Genomic DNA, 12715 nt, shown 5'->3' on the forward strand with positions numbered 1-12715 from the left:
GGAGGTTATCGTTTTCCGACGGACTCTCGCACGATTAGCTCTGGCGTCAGTTTATGCTTAAGTGGGCGCTCTTGTTTATGCACTAAAGCAATTACCCCTTGAGCGGCTTCACACCCCATTTCTGGTACCGGGAAGTTTACTGTGGTCAGTTTTGGACGAATATGTTGGCTATGACTGTCGTTATCGAAGCCGACAACAGAAATGTCCTTCCCAATCTCTAAACCACGTTCGTACGCGACGTCATATACCGCGAGTGCGATATTGTCGTTATGGCAGAAGATGGCGGTAATTTCAGGATCGCGGTCAAGCAATCGACGAGCACAGGTATGATTTAACCCGCGATCTTCATGGTCAAAGCGACCTTCTACAATCAGGTTAGTGTCGTAATCAATACCATGTTCAGTGAGTGCGTTACGGTAGCCTTGTAGACGATCTCGACTATCGATCTTGCTCAGCTGGCCAGTAATACAAGCCACTTTAGTATGGCCGTTTTCTAACATGTGCTTGGTTGCGAGATAGCCGCCCAACTCGTTATCGATAAAGATGCACTTATCTGCAACCTCGGGAATGTAGCGGTTGAGCACGATGGTTGATGGTGTCTTCTCAATAACCTCAATCAATTCATCGTCTGACAGCATGTCTGAATGAATGATCAAACCGTCGACTTGCTTAGAACGCAGGAAGTTAATTGAATCGATTTCACGTGAATGTGATTCTAAACCGCTGGTCACGATCAGATGGTTATTGTTTTCGCGTACGGTGTTTTCTGCGTTGTGCATCAAAGGGCCGTAGAAAGGACCATCTAAAGAACCAACCAACATACCGATACTGTTTGAACGGCTAGACGCCAAGGCTTGAGCAAACGCATTCGGCTTGTAGCCCAGCTTTTCAATCGCATCAAATACCTTTTTACGGTTGGCTTCTTTGACTGTCGGGTGGCCGTTTAGCGCTCGTGAGACAGTAGATTGAGAAACTTTTGCCAGCTCAGAGACTTCTTTAATCGTGATCAATGGTAAGTACCTTATCCATTCTAATTATCGAACTATGTTACTCGCCGTTTTCTATTCGTCATAGAGAAGGCATCACATTTGTCGACTTGGTCGCGCTCTGGTCTACCAAACGAGAGCCATTGGTGTATAAATTCAACAAAAATGCGCACGTGAAATCACGCGCATCTGAAAGTTCGAAAGTGCTTTCAAAAACATTAAGACTCGTCAGCCCATAAACAAAGAGAGTAAAGGACAGAAGCAAAAGCGAATGTGATCTTATTCTCTAATTTTCATTAGCTTATGAAGCAATAACGAGATTTTACAAATTCTGTTTACTGAATTATCTCCCTTTTTATACTTAATCTCAAGAAAGCGCTTTCCGAGTTTTCTAGCCAAATCAATAAATCAACATGAATGAACACTTACTGAGAGATGCTGTGATGACGTGTTGGGAATACGTAATGAATGCTTTGTTTCTCGTAGTATGGCTTTTTGAAGTGACCGTTTTATAGGGAGCTTTGTTTAGCTGATTTTTGGCACTGAAATAGCAGGGGAACCTTTATTTCATTGGGCTTTAGAGCATCGATTAAGTTTTGAAACGGTGCAATATTCGTGTTGTTGCAATTCGATCATCGCCATCGTTCCTGCGCTCTAGGTATGGGTTCATTAGTGCGTCGATGAGTAGCTTGTATGATCAATCACTCAAACTAATGATCAAATGTATCAATGATGTGATCTACACACTGAGAAAACGCTTTCTTGGTGAGTGCGATCACTTTTTAGCTCGCTTTTTGTCCATATAATGCCGTCAAAAGCGCTAGGGAATAGCCGTTTTGCTGCAGTTTGGGGGATTTCTGTCTTTTTTCCTCAAACATCAGCTCAATTTGCTCATTTCTGGCAAAAAATTTTGCTTCATTAAGAAAGCGCTTTCTTGGAAATGCAAAATATAATAATGATGGAGTTATCATGAAAAACTTTAAGGTTTTACCTCTTACCCTAGCAGTGGCTGCTTCGTTTGCTTCTCTACCTTCTTTTGCTGCTGATTCTGAGATTGAAGCGCTTGAAAAACGCATTCAAGAATTGGAAACAAGAATTGAAACTGGCTACGTCTACGATCAACAACCTGCTGTATTAACGCCAGAAACGGAAGTGCCATTAGGCATCGTATTCTCTGGTTACGCACGTTACGGCGCGGGCTACCAAGGCAGTGATGCTCTGACAGTGGGCACGGCTGGCGCATTGAACTCAAACGCAACAGGTCGTTTAGGTAATGAACAAAACGGCGGTGAATTCCAGTTAGCTCGTGCCTTCAAGAGTGATGGTGGTGCAATCTGGGATCTCGTGTTTATGTTGGATCACTGGGCAGATGCTTCATGGGCTGACGATGGCGGCGTAAACGTGAAGAAGATGTACGCTGGTGCGACAAACCTATTCGAATCTCAGCCAGATCTTTATGTTTGGGCAGGTCGTGACTTCCATCAACGTCCACAAACCGATTTGAACGACTACTTTTGGATGATGCACGATGGTCAAGGCGCAGGCTTCTATAACCTAAACCTTGGTGGTGCGATGTTGGATTTCGGTGCGGTAGCTCAAGTTGAAGGCGACATGGTAGGTGACAACGGTCGCTACGCAATCACAAGTAAACTTCACAGCATCAAACTGGGCGAGTCTGCGAATTTAAGCCTATACGCCAACTATGGTTTTGCTTCTGAAAAACTGGATGGCGAAGATGTTAGCGATGTAACGGCATACCAAGTCGCGGGTGAGCTATCGATGTCGGGCCAACGCGTGATTGTTCGTTACTCTGATAACGCAAAAGACAGTGTATTTGACCTAGCTGACGGTCAAACAGCAACGCTAGTGAGCTTTGATGGTAGCACTTCACTGACTGACAAAGCGGGCATTCAATACCTAGCTGCTTACCAAGCGCTTGAAGTGGAAAGTGATGAAAGCCGCGTTAACTACAACGCGATTGTTCGTCCAACTTATCAATGGAATGATATCCACTCTACGTGGCTAGAAGCGGGCTACAGCGTGGTGGATTACGACGACATTGACGCAACCAACAGCTCTTGGAAAATGACGCTATCGCAAAACATGGCGATCGGTCCTGAAACTTGGTCTCGTCCAATGCTGCGTTTCTACGCGACAGTGGGTAATGCAGACAACGAGTACACAGGTTTTGACTCAGTAACAGGTGAGAAGATTTCATCAGACGTGGATACCGTGACAGTAGGTGCCATGTTCGAGGCGTGGTGGTAAGCCAATACGTGGATTCTTAACTCAAGTGCGGCTCTTGGGGGGCCGTGCTCACTCCATTGGCAATATGCGAGAGGTAATGCCCGAGCCGAGAAACGATTTGCAACATACTATCTTGAATCGACTTGGGCATGTTACGGGGGAGCTCGATTATATTGCAGTGAATGGTTACCCATTCATAGCCGCTGGCATAGCGGCTTTTTTTATGCCAGTAAGAAATGTTCTTTGCGGTAACTTCTCGGACTGTGCTGAAACTTCTGTTTAAAGCATTTCGAGAAATAGTTGCTGTCCGAAAATCCACACTGTTCGGCGATGTGCTGAACCGAGCGCTCGTTCTCTTCACACAATAACTTTGTCGCGTAGTTCAACTGCACATCACGCAAATACTGGTTCGGTGATGTGTCTAAAAACTGGCGAAATAGCCTTTCTAGCTGACGTTTACTGATGAAGGCTGCCTTCGCAATTGCATCGCTGTTTACGCCGACATCACTGAAGTGCTGCTCAATAAATACCAAGGCTCGGCTGAGTGCAAGTGTGGTTTGTGGCAACTCTTGGCTTTGGTCTTGATACATTCGGGAAAGAGCAATCACCAACTGCTGCATTAAGCTGGTTAGCATGACTTCAAATCCAGGCTGTGAGGCTTCATATTCCGACTTCAAATCTGACAAAAGGCGTTCGATTTCTGGCAATTGCTGACGGTCTAGGGTCAGTTTTGCTTTGTACTCGGTGGTTTGTCTCGCGATAGGTTCTACTTTGAACATGGCTTGGTAGCCGGACAACTGGCGCATCGAAGGTATTTCAAAAAACGGCGTGTTGGAGTCAAACATCAAGTTAATGATCTTGAGTTTGTTTACGTCTCGAAAGCCATGCTCGATGTCGCCATTAATCACAAATACATCGCCTTTGTGTAGCGGGTATTCGTATTCCGCGACTGTGTGCTTACCGCTGCCACTGACCACTAAAAATAGTTCAGAAAAGTCATGTTTGTGCGCGGCAAAATCACAATGGTGATGTCCGTCGACGTAGGCAAACTTGAGATGACTGTGCTTCTGATGTGCTTTGAGTTGGTAGATGATGCTCATGTCGCGATATTCCTTTTTACTGTCGCCATTTTGGTAGAATGGCGCATCCGGTCAGCATACTATTTCCCCATAGAAAAACGAATTTTCATCGACGTTTTTTGCCCGTTTTTGCTGGGCTGGCGACGTTTTTTAACTTGCCTTCAATGCCTGTTTAGCTGGTGAAAAGCACGATGCCAATAACGAATTGCGCGACTTTAATGACCCGTTGTCATTCAGCGCGCTGAAATACGAAATAAAAATGAACGGTTGTGGGTTGTGTATGAACAATAAACAAATTAGCCAAGCGCAAAAGAACCTCGTCCCTGTAAGCCGACAAGCGGCAGCCGAAGGGATTGTACTTCTCAGAAATAATGACGCGGTTTTACCTCTGACCGCGCAAGATACCCTATCGCTGTTTGGTCGCTGCCAAATTGATACTCACCGCAGCGGCACAGGTTCGGGAGGGGCAGTGAATGTGCCTTATGCGATCAGTGCGCTAGACGGTTTGCGCGCTAATGCAAAGGTTCGTTTGAATGAAGAGTTGGTTGCGATCTACCAAGATTGGATTGCAGAGCACCCATTTGACGATGGCGGCGGTGGCTGGGCGGCGGAACCGTGGTTCCAACAGGAAATGCCACTGACTGATGAACTTGTTGCAAAAGCGGCATCGAGCTCCAACAAAGCCATGGTGTTTATTGGTCGTACCGCTGGTGAAGACCAAGACAACGCCGATGAGCCGGGCAGCTACCGCTTAACTGCAGAAGAAGCGGACATGATCGCCAAGGTCAATCGCCACTTCAACGACGTGATCGTAGTGATGAACGTCACCAACATCATGGACATGGCGTGGTTAAACACCATCGAAGGCAATGAATCCATCAAAGGTGTGCTCTACAGCTGGGCTGCGGGTATGGAAGGCGGTCATGGTTTGGCGGATATCGTGTCTGGCGAGCAATCACCAAGTGGTCGTTTGACCGATTCGATTGCTTACGATCTTGCCGACTACCCATCATCGGCGAACTTCGGGCGTAAAGACCGCAACATCTACGTTGAAGATATCTACGTGGGCTACCGTTACTTTGAAACCTTCAATCCTGAAGTGGTGCAGTTTGAGTTTGGCGCTGGCCTATCGTACACCGATTTCAGCCGTGATTTGGTCGAGTTCACAACTCAAGGTCAAGGTGCAGATGCTGTGCTGCACTTTGATGTTGAAGTGATCAACGTTGGCTCTGAATTTGCCGCCAAAGAAGTGGTGCAGCTTTATGCTGAAGCGCCCCAAGGCAAGCTAGGTAAACCTGCTCGCGTGTTGGCGGGCTTTGCTAAAACACAAACACTTAAGCCTGGCGCGAGTGAGTTGGTTCGTATCTCAATACCTGTTGCTTCGCTAGCTTCTTACGATGACAGCGGCGCGACCAGTCATCGCAGCAGTTATGTGCTGGAAGCAGGTTGCTACCAGTTCTGTATTGGTGAAAGCGTACGTCACGCTAAGCCAGTTGCGGCGACGTTCCAATTGGATGACACATTAGTCGTTGAAGTATTGAGTGAGGCTTGCGCGCCAATTCATGAATTTGAACGCATGAAGCCTGCACAAAAGAGCGATAATGGCACGTATGCGTTGAGCCATGAAATGACGCCACAACGCAGCGTCTCTTTGGCTGAGCGTATCCAAGCTAATATGCCTCGCACGTTCGAACTGACCGGCAACCAAGGCATTAAGCTGATGGATGTGAAACAAGGCAAAGCGAGCCTAGAGGACTTTGTCGCGCAGATGTCAGCGGAGCAACTTGCCACTATCGTTCGTGGTGAAGGTATGTGCAGCCCGAAAGTGACGCCGGGAACGGCAGCCGCGTTTGGTGGTGTGTCGGACAGTCTGTTTGAACTAGGTATTCCAACGGCAGCGGCAGCAGATGGCCCGTCAGGTATTCGTATGGACAGTGGACACAAGGCAACGCAGGTACCAATTGGCACTTTGCTTGGTTGTACTTGGAACTCCGCCCTAAACGAAGAGCTTTTCTTCCTGATTGGTGAAGAGTTGCGTGCCAACCACATCGATACTTTGCTTGGCCCTGGCATCAATATTCACCGCCACCCTTTGAATGGACGTAACTTCGAGTACTTCTCTGAAGATCCGTTTATGACGGGCGTAATGGCGGCAGCGCAAACTCGTGGTTTAAGCAAAGCGGGCGTATCGGGCACCATCAAACACTATGCGGCGAACGATCAGGAAACCGCTCGTGTGGATGTGGACAGCGTCATGTCTGAACGTGCACTGCGTGAAATCCATATCAAGCCGTTTGAGATGGCGGTGAAGCAAGGCAATGCGACCACCATCATGACCTCTTACAACCCAGTAAATGGACATTGGGCGGCATCCAACTACGACTTAAACACCACTATTTTGCGTAATGAGTGGGGCTATACCGGCATTGTGATGACGGATTGGTGGGCGAAGATGAATGACCCAATCGAAGCGGGAGAAGAGAGTAAAACCTTTACTTCATTTATGGTGCGTGCACAAAACGATCTTTACATGGTGGTCGAGAATGATGGTGCAGAGAGCAATGCGATGGGCGATGACACGTTACAAGCGCTAGAAAACGGCACACTAACCATTGGTGAGTTGCAGCGCTCTGCGATGAATATCTGTCGCTTCATCATGGCCGCTCCAGTCATGGAACGACCGCTGAAAGCTTACGAGCCAATCAAAACCTTTATTGCACAAACTGAGCAACCAAGTGAAGAAACGCATTCCGTTGAACAGGAAATTACCTTGAATACGAAAGTGAACGCTTCGGTTGTGCTTAAGGTGGACGAGGAAGGTGTATACCAGTTCAACGGCATGATGAAGTACGAGCGTGACTCTCTGGCGCAATCTTCTTGCAGTCTATTCCTCAATGGAGACTTTAGTATGACGTTACCAATGCATGGCACGGATGGTGAACTGATTACTGTAGAAGGTTTGAAGGTGAAGTTGAATCCTGGGTTCTACACCCTAGATATCGACTTTGTTAAGCCGGGTTTAGAGCTGGAAAAAATCAAAATAATCAAGCAGTAAACAATAAATGATAACGTAAACTTATGGTTTTGTTGTTGCTGGGTAAATGGTGGGGAATGTTTCTTGTAAATACCCCTAAAAGTAACGTGACTTTGCGTTTAAAAGTTATACAATCCGCGCACAAAATTAGTCGATAACTCAAACTGCTTCACAGTTCTCTGTGGGGCAGTTTTTAGTTTTAGGAAAGGTCAAACACATGCCTAAAAGCCAGAATATCAACCAGCGTATGTCCATTGTGGCATTAGCTTGGCCAATACTTGTGGAAATTTTGCTACGGACGGCTTTAGGAACCAGCGATGTATTTATGTTGAGTGGTTACTCAGACAAAGCGGTATCCGCCGTTGGGGTAATCACACAATTAACATTTTTCCTAATCATTGTATCCACCTTCGTAAGCAGTGGTACGGGGATTCTGATTGCGCAATATAATGGCGCAGGACGCGAGAAAGACTCGGTTGATGTGGGCGTTGCAAGTATCGCTTTATCCGTGCTTGTAGGCGTATTCTTGAGTGTGCTGGCTGTGATCGGGGCGGTGTTCTTCTTGCCATACTACGGCTTAGAAGCCCAAGTTGAGCAGTACGCTCGAGAATACTTACTGATCAGTGGTGCAATGACGTTTAACGTGACCATCGGTATCGTCTTTACTACGATTTTGCGGAGCCACGGTTATTCGCGATCACCAATGGTGGTGAACCTGATTTCTGGCGTGTTCAACATCATCGGTAACTACATTGCGCTTTATCAGCCGTTTGGCCTACCTGTGTACGGAGTCGAAGGGGTTGCGGTTGCGACGGTCGTTAGCCAAGTGATCGGTACATTGATGCTTGGTGTGATCCTGACCCGAAGTAGCATTGACGTGCCAATGTCAAAGCTAATACAAGTGTCGGGTGATGTATACAAGAAGATTTTGAAAATCGGTGGCATGAACGCTGGTGAAGTTTTGTCTTACAATATGGCACAAATCTGCATCGTTTATTTTGTAGTGCAGATGGGAACATCATCACTTGCGGCATTAACTTATGCGCAAAATATCGCCCGTTTCTCTTTTGCATTTGCCTTAGCAATTGGCCAGGCGTCGCAGATTCAGACTGGTTACTACATCGGTAAAGGTTGGATAACAAGTATTCTAAAACGTGTTCAAATTTACTTTTTAGTGGGTTTTATCGCATCAACAACGGCGACGACGTTGATTTACCTGTTCCGAGATGAAATTTTAACCGTCTTCACCGATCAGCCAGAAATTTTGGCATTAACTGGTGCTTTGATTCTGGGGTCTATCTTGCTGGAAGCGGGACGCGTGTTTAATTTGATCTTCATTTCGGCACTGAAGGGGGCTGGTGATATCAAATTCCCGGTACAAATGGGTATTTTAAGCATGTGGGGACTGGGGGTGTTATTTTCCTATGTCTTCGGTATTCATATGGGCTACGGCGTGTTCGGTGCTTGGATGGCGATGGCGCTTGATGAGTGGGTACGTGGGATCATTATGGCAAGACGTTGGCGTTCACAAGTGTGGACTAAGTTTCGAGTCAGCTAAAATCAAAAAGGGCCCTGAGTAAGGGCCCTAATCATTTAATGGTTAAGCACTAATAGCTGAGGTGGCTATACCAATTAGACCACCAAAAACACCGCCCCAAACAACAAGCCAGCCTAGGTGTTCACGAATCATCTTTTGTACGATTTCTTTTACCAATTTTGGCGTCAATTCACTTAGGCGTTGATCTATGATGCCCTCGATGTTCTGTTTAATTTCATCCATCATTGCTGGTGATTCAAGCTGTTCTTTTAAAGCTTGTTTGATGGTGTCACTCTGACTGAGCTCAACCATCGACTCCTGCATTTTCTCAACAAACGGCTGTTTTAAAGGTTGAAGTGCTTCTGAGCCGCCAAACATTGCAAGCATACTGCCGAATGACGAAGTTTCGATCACGCCAACAAGCTTATCAAAAGCAGGCTCGAAGTCTACTTTCTCAATGACAGGTTCTAAGTCGATGTTAACCCCACCAGACATTTCCTGATTCAGGAATCGGTCGATGTTTTTTTCAGTAAAAAATTGCTCCATCATTAATTGTTTGATGGCGAATTTAAATTCTTCAAAACGAGCGGGAATTACGCCTGAACCATATAATCCAGGTACTTTCTCAAACAGCATGTGTATGGCTAACCAGTTTGTAATTGCACCAGAAAATGCAAACAGCCCCGCGAACCAAAGGTAATCATTTTGAATATGGTAGCCAGCCCCCATTAACGCTAGGGCCAGAATATTTGTCATTAAGCTCTTGTTCATGAAATGGAACTTTCGAATAAGTAATAGATTTATGAGGGGAGATTTTAGGGGATTACTAGAAAAAACAAAACCCGACAATCATTGTCGGGCCACTGCTTTTATCTACCCTATTAATATAGGGTTTAAGTAGTTTGTTGGTTTCGCAACGTTTTAGATGCGGAAGATCTTACGACAAAGTTGACATTTCCATCGTTCTGAATAGCCGAAAAGCTTGTCAGCCCAACTTTGTTTTACTTGTACGATCTGCATTGAACCACATTTACACATAAGCTAATCACCTTATTATTAATGTAATAACTAAGCCATTTAATGAGTATAGCTGTTTCTCAAAAAGTGAAATTACAAACGATCCAGCGTATGACTCTGCATTGTGTCCACTGCTTACGATTACGCAACGGGGCGGTATAATACCACAAATATTGTGATATCGATCCCATATTTTGTTTCATATTTAAGATTTTGTATGTGTGAGGTCACGAAAGCTCTAACGACAGTGGAATGATGAGGAGAGGTGAAGTGCCAATAGTAGCGAGCCAAACGTTATGGCTCGCTGTGGTTAAATGTCTATCGTTCTCCGTTTAACACTACGGAGAGTTGCCTTTTCAGGAGAGTCTGAGGCACGATTGAGCCGAAGCCGGCTTCCATTGCCTTATCGATCAACTCATTTTTACTATTAGCCTCAAACTTGGTTCGTAAGCGTGCTACGTGGCCTTCTACTGTTTTAGTTGAAATGCCCATTACTTGAGAGATGTACTGAGGCTTCTTTCCATACAGGAGCAAAAATAGTGTTTCTTGTTCTCTGTTGGTCAATTTTTCTGGCTCTGGTTTTAGGTTAGAGAAGCGGAAAATAGACTTTTCATCGTTATGTACACCGATCGCTCGGCATACCCAATATCCAACCTCTATGATTGCGGTATCCGTCAACTCTCGTCCATAAAAAATGGTGCCGACAATATTACCGTCATCATCGCGCCAAGGTGTTTTGGTAAAAATGTGCGCCCGCCAACGACCGTCGGGGTATGGGTGTATATCGAGAATCTTTAGAGATTCACCACTCTCAATTACGTAGTGGTCTTGACGTTGAAACTCAAGTGCACACTCGGTCGTTGGGCTCACCATATCAAAATCGGTTTTCCCTATGCACTCGTCGGGAGAAGTATGCCCCAAAAGCTCCGCGTATTCTTGGTTTACATAGCGGAATACTGAGTCTTTATCTTTACATCCCCAACAACCCGGTAGCTGTCGGAGAAGCGACTGTTCTATGGCATTGACTGGAATATTCACAAGATGGCTCACTTATTACTGCTTATTATACTGCTGAACAAAGAAGCAACATACGTTTGGTATGTGATCCAGCAGGCTTATCCCAACAGATAACATTGATTGGTATTACAGGTACTAACCTTGATCATGCTTTCGTGATTTGTGTAATGAGCGAATATGAGTTCGTGAGGTGAAGCCTCGAGTTTCATTACACTGGGATGGAATTAAGTGCGGCCATACTATCAGCTTATGCCATTGTTTTCATTGGCTTGAGACAAAAAAAAGCCAGCCTGAAGACGGGCTGGCAACACAAGATAAATCTTGTCGACGTGTAGAAGAGGTTCTAAATTACATAGCGAGGGTCTGCTAAGTAAATTAGAGGTATCAATAAGATACCGATGAGCTCCGGGTCGTATGCCTCCGAAGCTCGAGATCTAATGTATTGAATTAGAGGCATATTCGAAAGGGGGGAAATCCCTCTATGCTACTGTTTTAAAGAAAAAATCTTCTTTTTAAGCGATTATTTCTCTTGCCAGATTCGTGCTATCCATGAATTTATCGTCATTTCGGCTATATAGCGTCAGAAGTGTGAGTTATAGGGAATGAGGATCTTCGTCCTGTGCGCGGCCAAATTATAGATATTTATCTATCTTTCGGTTTTTGTTAATAAAATTGGTTGAGCAATGACCGTAGGTTACGCTCGCATGATCATCGTTCCGGAACTATGATCATGTTGAGTGCTTTGATCATGTTGATTTGATCTTGTGCGATTGAATTGGGGAAGATTTGCAACCCAACCGAGAAGGTATATGATGCCAAGGTGTAAGCCGACCGTGTAAAGACGACAGTTCGAAATGAGTGATTCAGATAACCCGAAAGCCCCGCTATATAAAGAGATCATGCTGCCTAAGCCAGCAGAGCTGATCACGCTTCCGTCTTATATGGATTGTCATGATCATGCTTACACCCAGATTGTGATCGGCTTGAAAGGACAAGCAGAATTTGAAGTCCGCGGACAGGGTAACTTGGTTGGTCCTGGACAAGGATGCATCGTAACGGCGTCTTCTGATCATGCTTTCGGTGGCGTGATTCATCAGTCTGATATTTTGGTGCTCAACATGCCAAAACCAGCGAGTGACGAACCAGAGATGCTTCAGAAAATCAATAACCTAGAGCGCTCTCACCTTTACTTCCAGTTGGATGGCCAAATCCAAAAGCTGATTCAGATGCTGGTGCAAGAGATGCGCAATCATCCCGACGACTTACTGCTTAGCCGTGCTTGTAATGACACTGTGATTGCTCTGATGCAACGTCATATATCGGCATTTGAAACGTCTAGGAAAGAGTCTCGCTTTGATTTGGAAGCGATTGACCGCTATATCGAGCAGCATCTTAGTCATAAAATCAGTGTGGCACAGTTGGCAGGCAGTGTGTTTTTGGGTGAAAGCCAATTCCATAGCTTGTTCAAAGATCAGATGGGTATTACGCCGCATCAGTACGTACTTGGTAAGCGCATCGATATGGCGCGTGATTTGATTGAGCAAGGTAACTTAACGCTTGGACAGATTGCTGAGTTTACAGGTTTCTCGAGCCAAAGTACTTTCACGCATACTTTTACTCGTTTACAAGGATTGTCACCTTCCCAGTATAAGAAACAGTATTAATATTCTGCTTCTATTTTTATTCATTAAATTGCTTATTGAGAAACAGCCGCGCATGGATCGCGGTTTTTTTGCGCATGCATTTTTTGTCGCCAAGCTGAACTTTTTTGTTTATTTCCTCGATAACTTTCCACTTT

General features: G+C 45.4%; 9 protein-coding genes. 4 read left to right on the plus strand and 5 right to left on the minus strand.

From position 1 onward, the window contains the following. Positions 1-5: 5 nt before the first annotated feature. Positions 6-1010, minus strand: a complete 1005-nt coding sequence (locus KIV41_RS18880; protein WP_285337425.1) for a LacI family DNA-binding transcriptional regulator — start codon at positions 1008-1010, stop codon at positions 6-8. 758 nt (positions 1011-1768) lie between these two features. Further along, the gene (locus tag KIV41_RS18885; RefSeq protein ID WP_285337427.1) at positions 1769-1957 is read right to left on the minus strand and encodes a hypothetical protein; all 189 of its coding nucleotides are present in this window, start codon (positions 1955-1957) and stop codon (positions 1769-1771) included. Between KIV41_RS18885 and KIV41_RS18890 the strand changes: the two genes are divergently transcribed. After that, entirely contained in the window at positions 1956-3254 is a 1299-nt protein-coding gene (locus KIV41_RS18890) for a carbohydrate porin (protein WP_045455779.1), read from the plus strand. The two genes, KIV41_RS18885 and KIV41_RS18890, sit on opposite strands and share 2 nt — an antisense overlap. 200 nt (positions 3255-3454) lie before the next feature. On the opposite strand, the gene KIV41_RS18895 is transcribed toward KIV41_RS18890, so the two are convergent. Continuing rightward, a complete protein-coding gene (locus tag KIV41_RS18895; RefSeq protein WP_285337429.1) occupies positions 3455-4333 on the minus strand; it encodes an AraC family transcriptional regulator in 879 nt (292 codons plus the stop codon). Positions 4334-4592: 259 nt separating this feature from the next. On the opposite strand from KIV41_RS18895, the gene KIV41_RS18900 reads away from it, so the two are divergent. Then, on the plus strand, positions 4593-7367 hold the full coding sequence (locus tag KIV41_RS18900; RefSeq protein WP_285337431.1) for a glycoside hydrolase family 3 C-terminal domain-containing protein: 2775 nt from the start codon (positions 4593-4595) through the stop codon (positions 7365-7367). A gap of 196 nt (positions 7368-7563) precedes the next feature. Next, positions 7564-8904: an MATE family efflux transporter gene (locus KIV41_RS18905; protein ID WP_285337432.1), complete on the plus strand. Its 1341-nt coding sequence runs from the start codon at positions 7564-7566 to the stop codon at positions 8902-8904. Between the two features lie 42 nt (positions 8905-8946). Here KIV41_RS18905 and KIV41_RS18910 read toward each other — a convergent pair whose 3' ends face one another. Beyond that, the gene (locus tag KIV41_RS18910) at positions 8947-9654 is read right to left on the minus strand and encodes a DUF445 family protein (RefSeq protein WP_285337434.1); all 708 of its coding nucleotides are present in this window, start codon (positions 9652-9654) and stop codon (positions 8947-8949) included. 564 nt (positions 9655-10218) lie between these two features. Next, positions 10219-10938 (minus strand): PAS domain-containing protein, encoded by a 720-nt coding sequence (locus KIV41_RS18915; protein ID WP_038887021.1) that lies wholly within the window; start codon positions 10936-10938, stop codon positions 10219-10221. A gap of 833 nt (positions 10939-11771) precedes the next feature. Between KIV41_RS18915 and KIV41_RS18920 the strand changes: the two genes are divergently transcribed. Beyond that, on the plus strand, positions 11772-12581 hold the full coding sequence (locus KIV41_RS18920) for an AraC family transcriptional regulator (RefSeq protein ID WP_010453504.1): 810 nt from the start codon (positions 11772-11774) through the stop codon (positions 12579-12581). Positions 12582-12715 lie beyond the last annotated feature (134 nt).

It is taken from the genome of Vibrio sp. D401a (genome assembly GCF_030248515.1).
GTDB classification, from domain to species: Bacteria; Pseudomonadota; Gammaproteobacteria; order Enterobacterales; family Vibrionaceae; genus Vibrio; species Vibrio rotiferianus.